Annotated in this window: 16 protein-coding genes and 1 riboswitch; of the genes, 5 read left to right on the top strand and 11 right to left on the bottom strand. The window is 57.9% G+C overall.

Translation table 11 applies throughout. The features are described 5' to 3' along the window. Positions 1 to 3: 3 nt before the first annotated feature. The 4 genes from AC2FH6_RS00445 to AC2FH6_RS00430 are packed head-to-tail and all read right to left on the bottom strand — an operon-like array spanning position 4 to position 6,521. Positions 4 to 2,565, bottom strand: a complete 2,562-nt coding sequence (locus AC2FH6_RS00445; protein WP_496700706.1) for a putative PEP-binding protein — start codon at positions 2,563 to 2,565, stop codon at positions 4 to 6. Positions 2,566 to 2,601: 36 nt separating this feature from the next. Continuing rightward, complete coding sequence (gene glyS / locus AC2FH6_RS00440; protein WP_496701500.1) at positions 2,602 to 4,737, bottom strand: glycine--tRNA ligase subunit beta; 2,136 nt, start codon at positions 4,735 to 4,737, stop codon at positions 2,602 to 2,604. Between the two features lie 57 nt (positions 4,738 to 4,794). Further along, positions 4,795 to 5,997 carry a sodium/glutamate symporter gene (gene gltS, locus AC2FH6_RS00435; protein ID WP_496700704.1) on the bottom strand — a complete coding sequence of 401 codons (1,203 nt, stop codon included), beginning with the start codon at positions 5,995 to 5,997 and terminating at the stop codon, positions 4,795 to 4,797. Then, positions 5,994 to 6,521, bottom strand: coding sequence for a DUF6446 family protein (locus AC2FH6_RS00430; protein ID WP_496700702.1), 528 nt, complete (start codon positions 6,519 to 6,521; stop codon positions 5,994 to 5,996). Before AC2FH6_RS00430 ends, gltS begins: the two co-directional genes overlap by 4 nt. A gap of 92 nt (positions 6,522 to 6,613) precedes the next feature. On the opposite strand from AC2FH6_RS00430, the gene AC2FH6_RS00425 reads away from it, so the two are divergent. After that, complete coding sequence (locus AC2FH6_RS00425; RefSeq protein WP_496690758.1) at positions 6,614 to 7,246, top strand: MarC family protein; 633 nt, start codon at positions 6,614 to 6,616, stop codon at positions 7,244 to 7,246. Between the two features lie 8 nt (positions 7,247 to 7,254). Here the strand turns inward: AC2FH6_RS00425 and AC2FH6_RS00420 are convergent, their stop codons facing one another. Then, complete coding sequence (locus AC2FH6_RS00420) at positions 7,255 to 8,184, bottom strand: glycine--tRNA ligase subunit alpha (RefSeq protein WP_496700700.1); 930 nt, start codon at positions 8,182 to 8,184, stop codon at positions 7,255 to 7,257. A gap of 204 nt (positions 8,185 to 8,388) precedes the next feature. Here AC2FH6_RS00420 and AC2FH6_RS00415 point away from each other — a divergent pair, with 204 nt between their 5' ends. Further along, on the top strand, positions 8,389 to 10,125 hold the full coding sequence (locus tag AC2FH6_RS00415) for a serine protease (RefSeq protein ID WP_496700699.1): 1,737 nt from the start codon (positions 8,389 to 8,391) through the stop codon (positions 10,123 to 10,125). A 45-nt stretch (positions 10,126 to 10,170) separates the two neighbouring features. Here AC2FH6_RS00415 and AC2FH6_RS00410 read toward each other — a convergent pair whose 3' ends face one another. From AC2FH6_RS00410 to metZ, 5 genes are all read right to left on the bottom strand, one after another. Next, positions 10,171 to 11,754, bottom strand: a complete 1,584-nt coding sequence (locus AC2FH6_RS00410; protein WP_496700697.1) for a thiamine pyrophosphate-binding protein — start codon at positions 11,752 to 11,754, stop codon at positions 10,171 to 10,173. Beyond that, positions 11,754 to 13,202: a TrkH family potassium uptake protein gene (locus AC2FH6_RS00405; RefSeq protein ID WP_496700695.1), complete on the bottom strand. Its 1,449-nt coding sequence runs from the start codon at positions 13,200 to 13,202 to the stop codon at positions 11,754 to 11,756. Before AC2FH6_RS00405 ends, AC2FH6_RS00410 begins: the two co-directional genes overlap by 1 nt. A 50-nt stretch (positions 13,203 to 13,252) precedes the next feature. Continuing rightward, positions 13,253 to 14,014 carry a hypothetical protein gene (locus AC2FH6_RS00400; RefSeq protein ID WP_496700049.1) on the bottom strand — a complete coding sequence of 254 codons (762 nt, stop codon included), beginning with the start codon at positions 14,012 to 14,014 and terminating at the stop codon, positions 13,253 to 13,255. 275 nt (positions 14,015 to 14,289) lie between these two features. Further along, positions 14,290 to 15,393 (bottom strand): GTP cyclohydrolase FolE2, encoded by a 1,104-nt coding sequence (gene folE2, locus AC2FH6_RS00395; RefSeq protein WP_496678170.1) that lies wholly within the window; start codon positions 15,391 to 15,393, stop codon positions 14,290 to 14,292. A 171-nt stretch (positions 15,394 to 15,564) separates the two neighbouring features. Then, positions 15,565 to 16,755 (bottom strand): O-succinylhomoserine sulfhydrylase, encoded by a 1,191-nt coding sequence (metZ, locus tag AC2FH6_RS00390; protein ID WP_496678172.1) that lies wholly within the window; start codon positions 16,753 to 16,755, stop codon positions 15,565 to 15,567. Positions 16,756 to 16,817: 62 nt separating this feature from the next. Further along, positions 16,818 to 16,895: riboswitch (SAM riboswitch) on the bottom strand. Between the two features lie 132 nt (positions 16,896 to 17,027). On the opposite strand from metZ, the gene AC2FH6_RS00385 reads away from it, so the two are divergent. The 3 genes from AC2FH6_RS00385 (at position 17,028) to AC2FH6_RS00375 (ending at position 19,272) form a co-directional block, all read left to right on the top strand. Further along, complete coding sequence (locus tag AC2FH6_RS00385) at positions 17,028 to 17,963, top strand: alpha/beta hydrolase (RefSeq protein ID WP_496700693.1); 936 nt, start codon at positions 17,028 to 17,030, stop codon at positions 17,961 to 17,963. Between the two features lie 230 nt (positions 17,964 to 18,193). Then, a complete protein-coding gene (locus AC2FH6_RS00380; RefSeq protein WP_142634548.1) occupies positions 18,194 to 18,517 on the top strand; it encodes a 2Fe-2S iron-sulfur cluster-binding protein in 324 nt (107 codons plus the stop codon). Next, a complete protein-coding gene (locus AC2FH6_RS00375; RefSeq protein WP_496700691.1) occupies positions 18,517 to 19,272 on the top strand; it encodes an FG-GAP repeat domain-containing protein in 756 nt (251 codons plus the stop codon). The genes AC2FH6_RS00380 and AC2FH6_RS00375 overlap by 1 nt, the downstream gene beginning before the upstream one ends. An 86-nt stretch (positions 19,273 to 19,358) precedes the next feature. Here AC2FH6_RS00375 and purD read toward each other — a convergent pair whose 3' ends face one another. Then, positions 19,359 to 20,621 carry a phosphoribosylamine--glycine ligase gene (gene purD / locus AC2FH6_RS00370; RefSeq protein ID WP_496700043.1) on the bottom strand — a complete coding sequence of 421 codons (1,263 nt, stop codon included), beginning with the start codon at positions 20,619 to 20,621 and terminating at the stop codon, positions 19,359 to 19,361. Positions 20,622 to 20,626 lie beyond the last annotated feature (5 nt).

The raw sequence follows: 20,626 nt of genomic DNA, 5'->3' as shown, positions 1-20,626 counted from the left end.
CTGTCAACCCCCAAGTCTGGACGAAATCGCCAGTTGAGCGGCAGCCAGCCGAGCGACAGGTACCCGGAAGGGTGAACATGACACATAGTCGAACCCCAAATCCCGACAAATTGCGATTGATTCGGGGTTTCCGCCATGTTCGCCACAGACCGACAGGGTCACGTCCGGCTGAACCCGGCGTCCGCGTTCAGACCCCAGCTTCAGCAATTCCCCTACACCATCGGGATCTAGCACGTGGAACGGGTCCTCGGCAAAAACACCCTGACGCACATAAGCAGACATGAAACGACCAGCGTCATCACGAGACAATCCGTAGGTCATTTGGGTCAAATCATTGGTGCCGAAGCTAAGGAACGCAGTTTGTGGAGCGATTTCGTCCGCCCGCAGGCAGGCACGCGGCGTTTCCACCATGACCCCCAGCCGATATTCGAACTCTTGCCCTCGTTCAGCGGCTACCGATGCCGCAACCGTGTCTATCCGAGATTTGACAAGCTCAACCTCGCGCTTGGCCGAAACCAGCGGTATCATCACCTCGGGGACCACCAGAGCGCCCTCTTTGCTGGCCTCAAGCGTCGCCTCAAAGATTGCCCGGGCCTGCATATCATAGATTTCCGGCACCGTGATGCCCAGCCTGACGCCGCGCAATCCCAACATCGGATTATATTCGGTCATCTCGGCGACACGGCGTTCCACATCCGAAACCGGCAGATCAAGTGCCTCTGCTAATTCACGCTGGCCACTGCGAGTCGTGGGCAGGAACTCATGCAACGGCGGATCGAACAGGCGGATACAGACCGGTTGACCTTCCATAATTCGAAAAAGTTGCACGAAATCTGCGCGTTGCATCGGAAGCAGACGTTCCAGAACCGCCGCACGACCGGAAGAGGTTTGGGCAAAGATCATTTCGCGCATCACGATCAGGCGGCCGGGATCAAAGAACATATGTTCCGTCCGGCACAGGCCGATCCCTTGTGCCGAAAAGTTCCGAGCGGTCTGCGCATCCGCAGGCGTATCGGCATTGGCGCGGATCTCAATATCACGTTCGGCGTCTGCCCAGCTCATAAGCGTCTGAAAACAATCGTCTAGCGCCGCCTCAAGCATCGCGGGCTGCCCCGCCAGAACCTGCCCCGAAGTTCCGTCTATCGTCAGCTTGTCGCCCGTTTTGAAAACGCGGCCATCCTGAGCTGTCAACATCTTTTCTTTGGTCTGAAACCGCATTTCAGAGGCGCCAACGATGCAAGGCAGGCCCAAGCCGCGACCGATCACGGCCGCATGGCTGGTCATCCCACCCTTTTCGGTCAGAACAGCCACTGCGGCGTGCATTCCCCGGACATCTTCCGGGGACGTCTCTCGGCGCACCAGAATACAGGGCTCGCCCCGCGCGGCACTCGCCTGCGCCTCGGCCGCAGTAAACACAAGCTTTCCGGTTGCCGCCCCTGGACTGGCTGCAATGCCTGTGGTCAGCACATCGCGGCGCGCGTCGGGGTGAACCTGCCGGTGCAGCAACTCGTTCAGAGAATGCGGATCGACCCGCATCACCGCCTCTTGCTGAGGAATGATGCCATCCTCGGCCAACCGAACGGCAATCCGCATGGCGGCACGGGCACTGCGCTGCACGCGCACACCGTCCAGAATGTGAACGTGCCCATTTTCAATGACGAATTCGACCTGCATTTCCTCACGCAGCTTTTCGCGCATGATTGCAGCATGTGCCTTGAGTTCCGCGAATGCCTTGGGCGCAACTTCCTCAAGCGACTTACCACGCGGATCCTTTTCCAGATACAGCGCAGCGACCCCCTCGCCCAACGCATCGCGACCCTGGCTTTGGCTGAGGTAACGACCGGTTATCTGCTGCAGCCCTGTTGTCGGATCAATCAGTTGCAGAACGCCGGACCCGCACTCGCCCTGCCCCACACCCGGGACCATCTCCTGAATGACCAGGCCCAGACCTGCATCCGCTGGCGCACCTTTTGCCTGGCGTAACAGCCGGGCTGAGGTTCCATCCCATGCCCGCGCCATCGAACGCAGAACCGCAACCAGCTGCTCACCACGATCCTGTGGGAAAGGCTCGTCGGTCTCATCCTCATAGGCCCGCAACGACTGGCGCAGACCTTCCAGCCCATCGGCCTCGATGTCGTCAAACACATCCGCATCCAGACGCGCCACATGAATGGCATAGCTTTGAACAAAGCGCAGCGACAGTGCAGCCGCGGCCTCGTTCCCCATCTCGTCTGACAGATCCACATAGCGCGCATCATTCATACCGATGTTGAGGATTGCCCCAGGCCCGCCCCAATCGGGGTCCTCGGAACTTGGACGAACACATAGCAGCGCCGCCTCGTCGAACTGTTCGAGAATGGCCGCAATGTCGGGCACCTGCCCGCCGGCGATCCGCTGCACTGCGTCAAAGGACAATGCAACCGTTCGTGGTACGGGAAAATCCAGCCGAACCAGGCGCTGCAGGCATTTCGCGCGCCCGCCATGAGTATTCGCCGCTACGGGCGCTTCGGCTGTGATCAGAGTGGTATGCGGGTTATTCTGCACTGCGGCACCTTTTGATTTCACCGCAGCATAAGCCCCTGCGCCCTTGGCGCAAGGGCGTTATCCTTCGATCCGGGTCAGATCGGCGACGCTGGAACAGACCTTGCGGATCTGGCTTAGCAGGTTCAGACGGTTGCGGCGCAGGATGTCATTGTCGGTATTGACCTGCACATCCTCAAAGAACGCATCCACCGGCCCGCGCAGCGCGGACATAGCCGTCATCGCGGCCGGGAAATCTTCGGACGCCAGCGCTGTGTCGATCTGTGCCTTAGCCTGATCCAATGCTGCAAACAGTGCTTTCTCGCTTTCTGTTTCGGCGAATTTCACATCCGCGCCATAGGAGTACTCGACCCCATCCTTTTCCTCGGCCTGGGTCAGGATGTTGTTGGCCCGCTTGAACCCCTGCACGAGGTTTTCGCCATCCTCGGTCGCAATCACCGCGTTCAGCGCGCGGGCGCGCTTGACCAGCAGGTTGAGGTCGTAATTCCCGTCCATCGCGATACAGGCGTCGATGATGTCGTGACGTATGCCCTCATCTCGAAGGAGGACTTTGAGGCGGTCGTGGAAGAAGGAGAGTAAGTCCTCTACGACGCTGAGCGTTTTTTTCGGATCGTACAGTGCAAGTGCCGCCTCTTTGTCTTTGTGATCCTGCTCAGTCCATTCACCCATTGGTTTGCCAGCGCTGCGCCAATGGTTCGGGTAGACATGACCATTGTAGCCCATCGCAAGAAATTCCCGAAAACTCGGTGTGTCATTAAGGTGCAAGTCATTCTCTAACGCCAACCGAACAAAACCCAACGCCGCGCGGCGCAGGGCAAACGGATCTTTCGATCCGGTCGGCTTTTCATCAATCGCCCAGAACCCGGTCAGCGTGTCCAGCTTATCGGCCAGCGCCACGGTCACGGAAAGCGGCGCGGTTGGTACGTCATCCGACGGGCCCAGCGGTGAATAATGCTCTTGCGCCACGGCGGCTACGGCAGCATCTTGACCTGCGGCCTCGATGTAGTACCGCCCCATAAGCCCCTGAAGTTCGGGGAATTCATAGACCATTTCCGAGCTCAGATCGGCCTTGGCCAGACGCGCGGCTTTCTCGGCCTGATCTGCGTCCGCTCCAACAATCGGTGCCAACTCGCGCGCCAGCGCGGCGATGCGATCGATCCGTTCGGCCTGCGTGCCCAGCTTGTTGTGGAAGGTCACATTCTCCAACGCGCGGGTCCATTGGGCGATGTCCGATTTGGCGATGCGCAGGTCGTTCTCCCAAAAGAACTTGGCATCCGCCAGACGCGCCGACAGCACCTTTTGGTTGCCCGCCAGAATGGTCGCGCCATTGTCGGCGGTTTCGCGGTTGGCGACGGTGATAAAGCGTTCAATCCGGCCCGTTTTGGGGTTCTTCACGGAAAAGAACTTTTGATGCTCTTTCATCGAGGTCTGCAACACCTCGGGCGGCAGTTCGAGGAACTCCTCGTCAATCTGCCCCATCAGCACAACGGGCCATTCGACCAGCCCCGCAACCTCGGCCAGCAGGCCCTTATCGTCGACCAACTCCAAGCCTGCCGCAAAGGCCATGTTCTGGGCGTCGTTCCAGATATGCTCAGCGCGTTCCTGGGGCGACAGCACCACGAACGCGCGTTTCAGCTTGGCGGCGTAATCCTCGAAGGAAGAAACAGAAAACCGGTTTGGGGCCATGAAACGATGACCCTCGGTCGTATCGCCGGATGTGATCCCTTCGACCTCAAGCGGCACGACCTGCGCGCCTGCCTCATCGCTGAGGAGGCACAGGATCGAATGCAGCGGACGTACCCAGCGCATCGGGCCACTGCCCCAGCGCATCGACTTGGGCCAGGGGAAGTTACGGATGGTCGCCTCAAGCACTTCGGCCACAATATCAGCCGCCGGTCGCCCGGGCTTTTCGATCATCGCGAAATACACCGCGCCTTTGGGCGTTTCGCGCTCTTCCAACTGGTCACGGGTTACACCGGCGCCGCGCAGGAAGCCTTCGATGGCCTGATCCGGCGCGCCCACTTTCGGACCCTTACGTTCTTCGCGGATGGACGGGCTTTCGGCCAGCAAGCCTTCGACCGCCAACGTCAGACGACGGGGCGTGGTCAGTGAGGCGGCCCCGGCATAGGTCAGACCGGCCTCGACCAGACCATCGGTGATCCGCTTTTTCAGGTCTTCACCGGCACGGGTTTGCATGCGTGCAGGGATTTCCTCGGAAAACAGTTCGATCAGCAGGTCGGGCATAGTCGGTCCTTAGAAATTGACGATCGTCTGGATGACGATGGCATTAGCGATATCCACAAAAAAGGCGGATACAAGGGGCAGTACGATAAAGGCAATAGGTGAAGGGCCATATCGCTTGGTTACTGCGGTCATATTGGCAATGGCGGTCGGAGTTGCGCCCAGCGCAAACCCACCGAACCCGGCGGCCAGAACTGCAGCGCGATATCCTGACCCCATCACCGGAAACAACACGTAGATAACGAAGATTACCGTAAAGGCGGTTTGTGCCGCCAGTACGACCAAAATGGTCACACCAAGTTCCGCAATCGTCCACAACTGCAGGCTCATCAGCGACATGGCCAGAAAGGTACCCAACGCAAGCTCTGAAACCAGCCCAAGCGCGGATGTGCGGCTGACGGGAACTGCATTTGGCCGCAACCAGCTGCGCAGGTTGCCGATCAAAATGGCAATGATCAGACAAGGTACAAACAGGGGAAGTTTCAGGCCGGCCTCTGCGATCAGGACATTCACGCCATAGCCAATGATAATGGCAAGATGGAGGTACAGCATGACCCGCATCAGACCAAGCGGCGTAATATCAGGATAACGCTGTTCTTCGGTTGCGACACCAACTGTCAGTTCTTCGTTGGGGCGGTCGGGGGTCAGAGTATAGCGTTCGACAAGATACTTGGCCACAGGACCACCAACTACCGCGGCCAACACCAGGCCCAATGTCGCCACTGCGACCCCCAACTCGGTCGCGCCTTCCAACCCAGTTACGGCACCAACGTCCGGCGCCCATGCGATGGCGGTTCCATGCCCGCCGATCAGTGCAGCTGATCCGAATAACACTCCGGATTGGGCAGGAAAACCAAATGCAACCGCCCCGACCGCACCAATGCCGTTTTGCATGATGATGGTGATCAGTGTCAGAACCAACAGCAAGAACAGAGGTTTGCCGCCGGTAAGCAGATCCAGGAACCGGGCATTCAGGCCGATTGCCGCAAAAAACAGCACCAGCATATAGTCCCGCGTGGCCATCTCAAAATCGAATGAGATGCCTGTGGCCATGTACAATCCCAACATCACCAGCGCTGCGACCAACCCGCCGCTGACCGGTTCGGGTATGTTGAAGCGCTGAAGCAGTTTCACCTGCGTGTTCAACTCCGCCCCCAAAAGATAGACAGCTAGCCCCAACGTGGCGGCGATCATATCCGGGATGAGATAAGTCATTGCCCCGTTTCCAGTTGCTGCGGGCATTCCTCTCCGACGACCGTGCCGTCATAGGCCTTTTCCCCGCAGTTGTTCAGCGCGTGCCAAACATAGCCTTTTCCATCCTGGGTTACAGCGACGATCCGGTCCACGCCAAAGTGTATATTCTTAGCCCCGATAAAGGCCTGCGCCTGACCGGTCTGCAACGCGTTGGCAATCTCGATGGCATCGTAGCACTCAAACCATCCGGGCGCCGTCAACGGTTCGGGGTCATTGGCGGTCTGATAACCAGCCAGATCTGCTGGCGTCAGGTCAGTTTCAAAGCAGGCGCGGTATCGAATCGGAGAGCTGTCCGCATCAATCGCCTGAAAGTCCGTATAGGCGATGGTCTCGGGCTCATCTGCGCCGATTGCTAGCAAACGGACATCCTGTCCCGGCTTTGAGACCACTTCATAATAAAAGCCGTAAACTTGCAGATAGTACATGGCCCCACCAGCCAGAACAGCCGACCCAAGAAGGAGAATAGCAAGTAGTTTTCCGGTCATCGTTCGAGCATCCTATTCACGTGGCCTCTTTCATTGAGGTCGAAAATGGGCCAGTTTCCAACCTGATACAGGCTGACATTAGGGTAATGAAAATGGACACGACTCTCGCCGCAGGTTTTTTCGGCGCGCTTTTTGCGATCATGAACCCGATCACCAACTTGCCCGTTTTTCTGAGCGTGACTGATGGTCTGACCCCCGCCGATCAACGCAAGGTTGCGGTGAAAACCGTCACCTACTGTCTGATCCTGGGCGGTGCTTTTGCAGCCATTGGCAGCAAGACATTGGGACTGTTCGGCATCAGCGTCAATGATCTGCGCGTTGCGGGCGGTCTTGTTGTCCTGATGATCGGCCTGAACATGCTGAGCGGCACCGAGAGCACGGCGCATCACGGAACCGAAGGCGAAAAGAAATCTTATCCCGAGCCCGACACCGTCGCCTTTTATCCGTTGGCCTTTCCCATCCTCGTTGGGCCTGGCACAATCACAACGTTGATCCTCTATGCACATCAAATGTCCAAACCTATGGACGTCATACTCTATGCGGGCGTTTTTCTGGCAGTGCTGTTTTTGCTGTTCGTCACATTCTGGAACGCCGCGGCGCTGTCCAAGCGGCTTTCGGACAACGCTCGGGTGATCATGAGCCGCTTTATGGGTATGATCCTGTCTGCCATCGCAATCAGCATGATCGCGGACGGACTTAAAGTTCTGCTTCCCGGTTTGGCGTAACTGCCGCATCAGACCTCGTACCCGGCGGCATCGGTCTGAACGAAGGCGTCGGCGCATTGCTTTGCCAAGGTCCGCACGCGCCCAATATAGGCCTGCCGTTCCGTCACCGAGATCACGCCACGCGCATCCAACAGGTTAAAGATATGTGATGCCTTGATGCACTGATCATAGGCCGGGTGCGCCATTACGATACGCTTGCCGGTCTTGGGATCGTCATGATCCTGCGCCAGAATGGTGGCACATTCGGACTCGGCCTCTTCGAAATGGCGCAGTAGGACTTCGGTGTTGGCCACGTCAAAGTTCCAGCGGGCATATTCTTCTTCGGTCTGTTTGAATATGTCACCATAGGTCAGCGGGCTGGGTGACTGCGGATCGTTGAAGGGCATGTCCATCACGTGATCAACACCCAGCACATACATCGCCAGCCGCTCCAACCCATAGGTCAATTCACCTGAAACCGGCGCGCAGTCATGGCCTCCGACCTGTTGGAAATAGGTGAACTGGCTGACTTCCATGCCGTCGCACCAGACCTCCCAGCCCAAGCCCCAGGCGCCCAGGGTTGGGCTTTCCCAGTCATCCTCGACAAACCGGATGTCATGCAGGTCCATGTCGATGCCGATTGCCTCAAGGCTGCCCAGATACAACGCCTGCAGGTCCGGCGGGCTAGGCTTGATCAACACCTGATACTGGTAATAGTGCTGCAAGCGATTGGGGTTCTCGCCATAACGCCCATCTGTTGGGCGGCGCGAGGGTTGCACATAAGCTGCGGCCCAGGACTTGGACCCCAAAGCGCGCAAAGTAGTCGCTGGATGGAATGTCCCTGCCCCGACCTCCATGTCATAGGGCTGCAGAATGGCGCAGCCTTTTGACGCCCAATAGGTCTGAAGGCGCAGGATGATCTCCTGAAAAGAGCGAGGTGCGTTGGACTTAACGGTCATCACATTCCCTTTGGACGCCATTGCGCCCTGTTCCGGTGGGTTTTGCCCTTCCTATGCAAGGGGCCAAGGGGCGTCAACGGGACAGTGTGCCCGGGAAGCCACTGAGCGGCCAAACTGGAAATTCCCCGTATTCCAGGCATGGTGTTTCAACCCGCATATCGCGTACTCTTCATCGCAGAAAAACACCGCGGACACAGGCACACAATGAGACGCATATTAACGGTAATTTCAGTTCTTTTCCTTTTCGGCGTGCGAGCATCATTTGCGCAGCAAGACGGAGGTGTTTGGGTCCAGGTCGAGGCGCAGCCTTCGCTGCGTGAAGCCCAGGAACGCGCACAAACCTATTCTGGCGCGTTGCCAGACGTAAATGGATTTCGCCTGAATTCGGGCTGGTATGCCATTGTGATCGGCCCGTATCTGCGCGGCGATGCCGAGCAAGTTCTGCGGGTGTACCGCGCAGAGGGGCAAATTCCAGCCGACAGCTTTATCGCCTTCTCGAACACACTGGGGCAGCAGTTCTGGCCGGTCAGTGCGAATACTCAGGACCAGGCCGCTGTGACAGCGCCGGTCGCATCTGAACCGGAACAACCAGTGGCCGAGGCAACCCCGCAAATTGCCGATGAAACCAGATCACAGGCGCTGCAAAGCGAACGATTGCTGAGCGCGCAGGAGCGTATGGGCCTTCAAACCGCACTTCAGGCAGCCGGTTTCTACAATTCGACGATTGACGGTGCCTTTGGTCAGGGGACACGCCGCTCGATGGGCGACTGGCAAAGTTTCAACGGATACGAGGCGACCGGGGTTTTGACCACGGCACAGCGCAAGGCCTTGATGGATGACTATAACGCGCCATTAATCAGCGCGGGAATGCAGCTCTACACAGACCCACAGGCAGGTATCGAGATGGCCATGCCGCTGGGTGTTGTTGCATTCGACCGTTACGAGGCCCCCTTCGTGCATTTCAACGGCTCGACCGACCTGAATGCTCAGGCCCTGCTGATCAGTCAGGATGGCACCAAAGCAACCCTGCGGGCCCTTTTTGAAGTCATGCAGTCGCTGGAAATCGTTCCGCTTGAAGGCCCTCGCCAGCTGCGCGGTGACAGCTTTACGCTGGAAGGTCGCGGCAATGACATTGTGTCCTATACCGAGGCCAAGCTGAAAGATGGTCAGATCAAAGGTTTTACCCTGGTCTGGCCCGAAGGGGACGAGGCGCGCCGTACCCGCGTTCTTGCCGCCATGAAAGCGGGCTTTAGCACCACTGATGCGGTTCTTGACGCCGCCGCCGGATCGGACGCTGCGCAAAGCATTGATCTTGTATCCGGCCTGCAGGTTCGCAAACCGCGCCTGTCACGCTCGGGGTTCTTTGCGGATGCCAAAGGCACCGTCCTCACCGTGACCGAGGCGGCAGATAGCTGCTCGCGGATCACGCTGGACGGCGCGCACGAGCTTGAGGTCGCCTCGACCGATCCCAATATCGGCATCGCCGTTCTGCGGCCAAGCCGCGACCTTTCCCCGATCAGCGTGGCCGAGTTCAGCAGCACCAAGCCGCGGATTCAGTCCGAGGTTGCGGTCTCCGGATTCTCGTATCAGGGCGTTTTGGGCGGTCCGACGCTGTCATATGGGCAGATCGCCGACCTGCGCGGCCTGAACGGTGAGGATGGCGTGAAGCGTCTGGCGCTGGCCACCCAACCCGGCGATGCAGGAGGCCCCGTGTTTGACGGCAACGGTCAGGTGGTCGGGATGCTTTTGCCGACCCCGACGAATGGGCGGACCCTGCCCGCCTCGGTCAGCCTGTCTGCCAATACAGAGAGCCTGAACAAGGCGCTGAGCAAGGCTGGGCTGGCAGGTCAATCCAGCGCCACCGCCGCCACGCAGGTCTCACCCAATGAGCTTAGCCGCCGGGCAAATGGGATGACTGTTCTGGTACAATGCTGGGATTGAGTTCGTAAAATCGCGCATTAACGCCGCCCATCCGGGCGGCGTTTTTTATTCTGCGCGCCATATGTCCGGAGTGATCCGGATCAATGTCGGCCCCTTAGCGGAAAACGCTTTTCGCACCGCAGACTGCATGTCTTCCAGTGTTGAGGGCGCAGCAGACAAGGCGCCGAATGCCTCGGCCAGTTTGCAAAAGTCAGGGTTACGCGCAACGACAGCATTCGGCGCGATCTGACTGCCCACCATGCTGTCTTCGATCTCTTTCAGCTTGCCATTGTCCCAAAGAATGATCGGCAGGGGCAAACCCAGCCCTACCGCCACGCCCAATTCCATCATCGTGTAGTGAAAGCCAAAATCCCCAGCTATCACAGCAGTCGGCCTGCCCGGCCGCGCGATAGCGCCACCTATTCCAGCAGGCAACGCATAGCCCAGCGTGCCAAAGCCGTTCGGGTGGTGCCAATGATAGGGGAAGGGCATTTCCCACACCCCCTTGGCAACATAGGCGAACTGGGTCATGTCCGAATACACCATCACATCCGCTGGCATTGCCTTACGCAAGGCATCCAACACCGGGACAATTCCGGGTCGTTCTGCGTCAATCTCGGCGCGCCATTTACTGCGGGCTTCGGAAACCTCATCCGAAGACCAGCCATTTGCCGGTTTGACATGGTCAATAGACGCCCACATCGCGTGGGCAAAGCTTTCGCCATCCGCCTGCAACTTGACCGAGGCCCGATGATGGTCTGACAGGACCTGAGGGTCCAGATCAATGCGGATCATATTGGCCGTATGCCCCAGCGCATCGCGCCACAGATCGACCTCACCCAGCTCGGCTCCGACGACCACCACAAGATCGGCGGAGGCGATGATCTGGGCGCTTTCGGGACGAGACAAGGCAGCGCCAAAATCCAACGCATAATCCAACCCCACCATTCCACGCCCCGCATAGGTGGTGAAACAGGCCGCTCCGATCTGTGTCAGAATCTGCCGCCACAGGTTTGATCTTGCACCGCCTCCTAGAATGAACAGCGGCCTGCGCGCAATGTTCAGCATCGACAAGACCGGCGCGACGTCCGGCGGCAGAGCCTTTGTCCGCAAACCCGGCTGGTTCGGGAATGGGGCCGGGTCAGCCTGTGCCTTAAGCTGCGAAATCGGCACCTGTATGTGCTTGGGTCTGGGGCGGCTCAGCGCGAACTCTTCGAAAGCACGTTCAACCAGGCCATAGGCGGCCGAAGCTGTATTAGCCTGCAACGACCAATCCGCGACCGTTTCTCCGGCGGCACGTTGATCCTTCATCTGATGAAGCTGCCCCTGCAGCGCCTGATCATCATCAAGGCAGGAGGACAGCACCAGCATTGGCACCGAATCCGAATACCCCTGCCCCATGGGTGTCATGATGTTGCACAGCCCAGGCCCAGTGATCACATAGGCCACGCCAGGATTGCCGCTTGCACGCGCATATCCGTCCGCCATGAAACCGGCCCCCTGCTCGTGCCGCGCAAGAACATGGGTGATGCCGGCTTCTTCGATCCCGCGATACATCTCCTGATTATGGACGCCGGGGATACCAAAAATCACATCAACTCCCCGATCCCGGAGCATGTGCGAGATTTGAGCGCCAAGTGGTCTTTTCATCAACTTCTCCAGAAATGGACTGTGAACAGCGCATAGACCGCGAGCAGTTCAAGCCGACCGACCAGCATCCCCGCAGATAGTAACCATTTGGCTGTATCGCTGAGCCCGCTGAAATTACCCGCTGGTCCGATCTGATCCCCAAGGCCCGGACCAACATTGGCCAACGCTGTTGCTGCACCCGAGACAGAGGTAATGAAATCCAGCCCGGTCAGCGCCAGCGCCCATGCCAGAAAACCCAAAGACAATACGAAGAACATGAAAAAGCTCATGACCGAAGTCAGGACATCCGTTCCGATGGGACGCCCGTCATAGAGAGGCATGAACACCCCATGCGGTGAACGGATACGCCGGATTTGAGTTTTGATGGATGCAAACAGCAGTTGATAGCGGAAAATCTTGATCGAACAGGCAGTTGATCCCGCACACCCTCCTATCAGGCCAATCAGGAAGAACAACATGATCGGAAAACTGCCCCAACCCATGTAATCGACGCTGGCATAGCCGGTACCTGAAATGATCGACGTGATGTTGAACAGCGATTCCCGCACCGCCTGTTCCCAGTGATGCGGAAAGACAGAGGTCAAAAACACCGCCATGACGGCTACAAGAATCAGGATCGTGGCCAAAAACGCCCGAATCTGACTGTCGCGGAACAGGGAGCCGGTGCTGCCATTGGCAAACTGAACATAACGCACAAATGGCAGGGCAGCGAGGATCATGAAAATCGACGCCGCATATTCCGCCGGACCCGAGAAGGTACCGAACGATGCATCATAGTTTGAAAACCCACCGGTCGAGATTGTGGTCATAGAATGAACCACGGCGTCAAAAAAGCTCATGCCAAGACCGGTGTAAACAAGCGCGCAGACCACGGTCAGGAACACGTAGATCAGGGAAATCTGGCCTGCGATTTCTTGCGCCCGCGGCAGGATCTTACCCATGGTTTCGAAACCTTCCGAACGGAAGATCTGCATTCCTCCGACCCGAAGCTCGGGCAGAAAAACCATTGCAACAACGATGATCCCGATACCGCCCAGCCACTGCAGCACACCGCGCCACAAAAGCAACCCCTGCGGCAGCCCGTCGAGCCCCGAAATCACGGTCGAGCCCGTGGTCGTAAGGCCAGACATGGCCTCGAAATAGGCATCTACAAAGCGCAACTCGGTTTCCCCAAACAGGAAAGGAATTGCCCCAAATAAAGGCAATGCCACCCAAACGCCGGTCGTGAGCAGAAAGGTCTGACGGATCGTCAACCCTTCGCCAACGCCATTTGAGCAGCTCATAGAAAGGACAGCGCCGGTCAGAATGGTGATAACGCTGCTTTCAAGGAAAACATGCCATTCGCCGCGGCCCTCGATAAGGTCCGCAAGCATGGGCAACATCATGGTCGCCCCAAGAATGGCGACCAACAGGCCAATCACATATCCTACCGGGCGCATGTCCGTCATGAGGCGCAGCGTTGGCGCGCCTGCACGACTGTGTCAAGCGGATGTCCCGATTACTTTTCGGTTTTGCCGCTCGAGACGGGCATCACGGGCGGTTTCGAAGGCGCGCGTGACCGGCGTGCAGCTGCCGCCTGTCCCGCCTGAGTCTTCGACGCGGCCGGATTTGCGGGTGCAGGTTTGGCTGTTGCGACCCGATCTGCCTTCACCTTGGACGCTACGGGTTTAACGGCTGCGGTTTTTGCAACAGCAGCGTCGATCGCAGCGGCGGGAGCAGCAGATTTTACCACTGCAGGCCTAACTGCAGCAGGTTTAGCGGCTTCTACTTTGGGCGTTTCAGATTTGGCAGTTACGGTTTTGGTAACAGCAGGCTTTGCCGTAGCGGCTTTGGGGGCAGCGGGCCTAGCTGCGACTTTTGGGGCTGCGGCTTTTGCCACTGCAGGTTTTGCCGCGGATTTGGTCTGTGCCTTTTTCGCACCCCCCGACGCTCTGGCTTTTGTCACAGGTTTCGCCAGGGCGGGCTTGGGCGATTCGGCCTTTGCCTTGACTTCTGCCTTCTTCTGGACGGCCACTTTGACCTTTGCCGCAGGTTGCGGATCAGCATTGACCACAGGCATCGCCTGAGATTTGAACTCAGGTGCCTTCACGTCAGCAACAGTCTTTTCGGAGGCGACACGCAGGGCCTGAACCTGGGCGAAGGGCAGTTCAATCGCAGAGTTGGTCAGAATTTGCATGATTTTCAAATGGTTGGTCATTGCCTCACCGGCAAATCGAATTGCTGCTGCCTGAAATTCAAATGGCTGGGTAAACGGGTTCATGAGGTTGTTCTCCTGTGAAAGTGATGCAACCCGCGAATGAGTAAAGAACCCTGCCCGCCCTGACTAAACGGGCGGATTACGTTGCCTTGCAGTCCTTGGCGTCGCACGTGCCGGCTTCCTGATTGAGTGAAATGATCACCAGAACAGTGACCACGAGATGGCTGCATTCAAGGATAGTTTACAGCAAGAACTTCGCGCTTGCAGCATTTATCGCTGCAATGCGGCGAAATTTCACCGCATCGACACTTAATCAAGGTTTTACAAAAGTTTAGCGCCTATCCGACGTGAAACAATGTCGTAAACAGTCTCGGATCCAGGCTAGAGGACACAAAGGTCGGGCCCTCAGTCAGAACAGAAACGGCATCATGGCTGTGCAGGCTTTCTTGATGGCTGGCGATCACGCGGAAATCGCCGATATGATGGTCGGCCAAAAGTTCGGCACAAAACAGGCGTGCCGCGTCTTCGACAAAAATCGGGTTTGCGGCGTTCAGCTCGGCAAATGCCTGCTCATCTTCACGTTTGACCATGACCTGCGTCTCGGTCGGCACCGCCCTGCGACACAGCGCAATCAGATCTTCGAACCAGAGGCAATCGGCATCGCAATCGACCGCAACCGATATCCGCGCAACCGAGCGCTGCGAATGCGGCGTCGCCAGTTGCCCTCGTGTAGACCGCGCATGCTCGCTGAGCTCCAGAGAACATGGGCACGTCGAGGAATACACATAATCCAGATGCATGATCTTTTGGCGCACGCCATTCTGTTCAACCAGTTCCAGCGCGATATCGTAATATTGATAGCCTTCCAGACCCGAACGCAGGCTTTGAGTCCTGTCCGGGTAAGAGAACCGCATCTGGATACGTGCGTCAAAGCTGTCCAGATCGGTCATATAGTCGTTCAGCGCAGCCTCGATCACCTCAAAGCTGAACGTGCGCTCAGCATGTTTGTAGAACGAACGCATGATACGGGACATGTTGATGCCCTTCTTTTCCGCATCAAGGCTGACAGTGCCAGTCACTGAGGTCTCCAGCGTCAGGTCGTCGCCCTGCTTGCGGTGAAACCGGATCGGCAGGCGGAAATTCGATATGCCAACATGTTGAATCTGTTGCTTTGCCCCACGGATCAGGCTGGAAGGTCCATTCTGAAGGTCAGGCAACGAGGCGCGGTAGGCCTCATCCACAGCAAACCCCTCGGGGTAATGCCGCGACAGGGATGGGTAGTTGACCGGCAGGAGCCCCGGCACAAGCCGCGCGACAGCAGGATCAAGCTGACCGATATCTGCCTCGGTCGCGTTCTCGGCCCATTTCCGCAGGGTTTTCAACGCTGCCGCGGCCTCATCATTGTTGGGGGCGTCATCAATGTCACGGGGATACACGTTCATCGATCAGGGCTCCTCGGGTTGGTCGCCGGACTATATATATGTTCGACGCGATTTCCAGTCTAATGGTATACGCGCCGAAACACAGCCCGGATCGAAACTTCGTGATGGGCGCATCATGCGCACAAGTCACAAACCGTTTTCGAACTATGCCTAACAGTCCAGCAGACACCCCTATTGCTGAGAAACGTCCAATGCGCGCTTGATATCGGCAAGAAGATCATCGGCGTCTTCCAAACCTACCGAGAACCGGATGAGGCCCGGAGCAATGCCCAGCTCAACTTTTTGGTCGTCACTCAATCTTTGATGTGTGGTGGTTGCCGGGTGGGTCGCAATCGACTTGGCATCGCCCAGATTGTTCGAAATCACCGGAATCGTCAGGGCGTTAAGGAAGAAAAATGCCGCCTCTTTTCCGCCCTTGATATCCAACGACAGCACTGTCCCGCCTTTGCCGCCAAGCTGCGTTTGTATCAGATCATTCTGCGCATGAGACTTCAGACCGGGGTAAAGCGTCCGCTCCAACGCCGGATGGCCCTCTAGCGCCTCGGCAATCCTCTGGGCGGTTTCGGCCTGTGCGTTGACCCGCAAGGCCATGGTCTCAAGCCCTTTCAGCATGATCCACGCGTTGAAGGGGCTAAGCGCGCCTCCGGTGTGTTTCATATAGGGCTCGACCGTACCACGGATGAACTCTTTGGTGCCGATGATGACACCACCCAGGGCGCGGCCCTGCCCGTCAATATGCTTGGTTGCCGAGTAGACAACCACGTCAGCCCCCTGAGCGATCGCGCGCGAGAAAACTGGGGTCGAAAACACATTGTCCACGATGACCGTTGCACCAACCGCATGGGCCAGAAGGGAAACGGCTGAGATGTCGATGACCTCAAGCGTCGGGTTGGACATGGATTCGAAGAAAACCGCTTTGGTGTCCGGGCGGATCGCAGCCTCCCATGCGTCAAGATCGGTACCGTCCACAAAGGTCACTTCAACCCCGAACCGGGTCAGCACGTTTTCCAGAATATACAGGCACGACCCGAACAGAGCCTTGGCAGAAACAACGTGGTCACCGGCTTGCAACATCGAAGTCAGTGCCGCATTCACCGCAGCCATTCCAGAGGCGGTGGCAAAAGCGTCTTCGCCCCCTTCCAGAGCCGCGATACGCTGTTCAAACATCGAAACTGTCGGGTTGCCATAACGAGCGTAAATGAACTCATCAGGGCCGGTTTCGATGAACCGCGCCTCGGCCTGCTCGGCCGTATCATAGACAAATCCCTGGGTCAGAAAAATCGCCTCGCTCACTTCGTTGTATTGGCTGCGGCGGGTGCCGCCATGGACGGCTTGTGTGCGCTTGTTCCAGCTCTCGCTCATGTCATTCCTTTCAGCCCCTTGAGGGACGTAAACAAAAAACCCCAGACGCGGCCAAGCGAAAGGGGTCTTTCATCCTGACCTTTTAGCGGTGTTGTTTAGCGTGGCCCGCAATCCGGTAACAAATCGCCACGTGGTGATGCTGAATTACGCCGCGGCTGCAGTATCGTCAACCCCGCCCCCCGCAACGTCGCGCAGCTGTAACAATCCCTTCACCTAGGGGGCATAGGCTGTTGGGATATTGCCGCCACAACATCTTGTATGAGGCTGTGAGAATGCCAATAATCCGGATCAACGCGACCGGCGACACGCTTACGCTGCACAACAGCCCACAGTCCCCCTTCAGCCTGCTATGTCAGACCCGGCACATCCAAGGCCCGGTCATCCTCATGTCACATGGGTACAGGTTCCGGCCAGGCCGGGCCAAGGCCTGCCCGCACCAACATTTCTTGTCCCTGCCCCGGACATCCTCGCCAACATCTTTCTGCAGCTGGCCGCGGCAACTTGGTTTTGGCACTGGTTTGCAAACCGAAGGGCTGGGCATTGCCTTTGGCTGGAATGCACGGGGATCGTTTTGGGGTGCCCTCCGCCGGGCGCACGAGGCCGGACGTGTTCTGGCCGAATTGATCCGGGAACTGCACCATCTGAACCCGCGACGTCCGATCCACTTTATTGGCCACTCGATGGGGACCGAATTGGCGCTTGAAGCCCTGCATCACATCCGACCCGGATCCCTGAGCCGCATCATCTCGTTGACCGGAGCCGCCTATCAGAGTCGCGCGTTAAGAGCGCTGGCCACTCCGGCGGGTAGACGGGCGGAATTCATTAATATTACGAGCCGCGAAAATGATCTGTTTGATTTTCTTTACGAATGCCTGATCCCTCCGCCTGAACAAGGCGATCGCAGCATAGGCAGCGGCTTGACCGCCCCGAATGCTATCACGCTGCAACTGGATTGCCTGGACACGCTGAATCATCTGGAGCATCACGCCTTTGCGATCCATGCCTCCAGACGCAGGTTCAGCCATTGGTCCAGCTACACACGCCCCGGTGCGTTGCAAGTTTATCAGGCATTGTTACGTAGCCCAAACGCCCTGAGACTGGCCGTCCTGCGCAGTGGCATCCCACCCTTACCCCAGCGCCGATGGTCTCGGCTATTTGCATGGGCAGAACCCTTGGCGTTCAATTCGCTTTCCAGCAAAACCTCATGACCTCGGCAATCGGCGTATTATTGACCCTCGACCTCACAGCGGGCAGCCGCTGACAGGCTACGCCAATTCCAGTCAGTAGCTGCGGGTAAAAATACAGCGAGCAGAAGAACGGGAGGGGAACAAAGGCCAAGAATTCCCAGACGCGGCACATCGAGTCGCAAATGAGGCTGGAAACACCTAAATGCCTTGACTAAGGAAGGATCTAACATCGCAAGAGGAAGACGCACGCAATGGCAAAGATCACTTATGTCGAGCATGGCGGTACCGAGCACACTGTCGAGGTCGCCAACGGACTAACCGTCATGGAAGGAGCCCGTGACAACAACATTCCCGGCATCGAAGCGGATTGCGGCGGCGCCTGTGCCTGTTCGACCTGCCATGTCTATATCCACCCCGACTGGGTTGAGAAAATTCCCGGCAAGGATGACATGGAAGAAGACATGTTGGACTTTGCCTATGAGCCCGACCCTGCCCGTTCGCGCCTGACCTGCCAGATCAAAGTCACAGACGAGATGGATGGCCTGATCGTTCAGATGCCGGAAAAACAGATCTGATGCCCTGCAAAGCGCCGCGCCTACCCTACCGAACTTGGCAGGGTCAGGCCCGCGGCGCAGCGCTGACGTTGTGCTTCTGGCTGACGGGCCATGCCCCGTTGGCACTGGCAGAGACCGTCTCAGCCGCTCGTTTCACCGAGCCGACAACACGTTACGCCCACGGAGTTCTGGGTGATAACATCGAATATGGCGCGTTGGAGCTGACTACCCAAAGCGGAAACGTGACCATCCGTCTTCCATCTGATCGCGTATTTGAAGATCTCGCTCCACGGCTTGTGGACGTGGATCAGGACGGGACCCCCGAGGCCATTGTCGTTGAATCTCAGGATCAAGCGGGCGCCCAGTTGGCCATCTATGATGCCAGAGGGGACAAAATCGCCGCAACTCCGCATATCGGTACCCGCTTTCGATGGCTTGCTCCGGTCGGGGCGGCGGATCTGGATGGGGATGGCAATATCGAGATCGCCTATATCGACCGCCCTCATCTAGCCAAGACATTGCGCATTTGGCGCTTTGTCGACGGCGAATTAATCCAGATTGCCGCTCTACCAAGGCTGACAAATCATCGGATCGGCGAAGATTTCATCACAGGGGGTCTGCGCGACTGTGGCAATGGCCCGGAACTGGTTGTCGCGTCTGCGGACTGGCGCGAAATTGTCAGCATCCGCTTTGACAATGGCTGGGTGCAGCATCTGGTCGCCCCCTTTAGCCCGAAAGCAATGACCTCTGCGCTTAACTGCGTAGCCTCGCCCTGACTTCAGCCCGCGTCAGAGGGCTGCCCGGCCCAAGTCCATTGACGCTGCATCTCTGATGCAGTGGCTGGGCGCGGGAGCCGTCGCGATTACAGCGCCCGCCATCCGATATCCCGGCGAAAGAACCCCTCTGGCCAGTTGATCCCGTCGATCAGCTCATAGGCGCGATCACGCGCTTCCTGCAGGTTCTGGCCGCGTGCGGTGACATTCAATACACGGCCACCACTAGAGACGATCTGACCGTCGGCTTCTTTGGTTCCTGCGTGAAACACCATATTGCCGCTATCTTCAGATACGTCATCCAGCCCTTTGATCACGCTGCCTTTTTGGTAAGAGCCCGGATAACCATTTGCGGCCATGACTACCGTCAAGGCGTGATCATCCGCCCAGTTTACACGCGCCTCGGCCAACCGGCCTTCTGCTGCGGCGTGCATCAGGTCCATCGCCTGCGCGCCCAGGCGCATCATCAGCACCTGACATTCCGGGTCGCCGAAACGCACGTTATATTCAACCAACCGTGGCTGGCCGTCCTTGATCATCAAACCAACATAAAGAACGCCCTGAAACGGCGTTCCGCGCCGCTTCATCTCTGCCATGGTGGGGCGCACAATCTCGTTCATCGCGCGCTCTTCGATTACAGCGCTTAACACGGGAGCCGGAGAATACGCGCCCATGCCGCCGGTGTTCAGACCGGTATCGCCCTCGCCTACCCGTTTATGGTCTTGCGCCGTGCCAATGGACAGGATGCTTTCCCCGTCGCACAGCACGAACAGAGATGCCTCTTCACCTTCCATGAACTCTTCGACCACAACTTCGGCACCGGCACCACCAAAGGCTCCGCCAAACATGTCATCGATCGCATCCAAGGCCGTCGCTTCGTCCATCGCAACGATCACACCCTTGCCCGCGGCCAAGCCATCAGCCTTGACGACGATAGGTGCGCCCTTCTTTTTGATATAGGCTTTGGCTGGCTCGGCCTCGGTAAACCGGGCGTATCCTGCGGTTGGAGCATTGGCGGCGTCGCAGATCTCTTTAGTAAAGCTCTTGGACGCCTCGAGACGTGCGGCCTCTGCCGAGGGGCCAAAAACCAGCACACCGGCCTCGCGCAAACGATCCGCAACCCCCGCAGCCAATGGCGCCTCGGGGCCGACGATCACAAAGTCGATCGCGTTCTCATCCGCAAACCTGACCACCTCACCGCCGTTTTCGATATCCAGCGCTGCACATTCGGCAATCTGGGCGATCCCGGCATTGCCCGGCGCCACAATCAGGCGGTCGCATTTCGGGTTTTGCATCACCGCCCAGGCCAGGCTGTGTTCGCGCCCACCACTGCCGAGAATGAGGATGTTCATGACTG

The sequence above is a fragment of the Ruegeria sp. CDSC045 genome, from assembly GCF_059610725.1.
The sequence above is the reverse complement of the archived record's forward strand: the minus strand, read 5'-3'. Positions and strand labels throughout refer to the sequence as shown.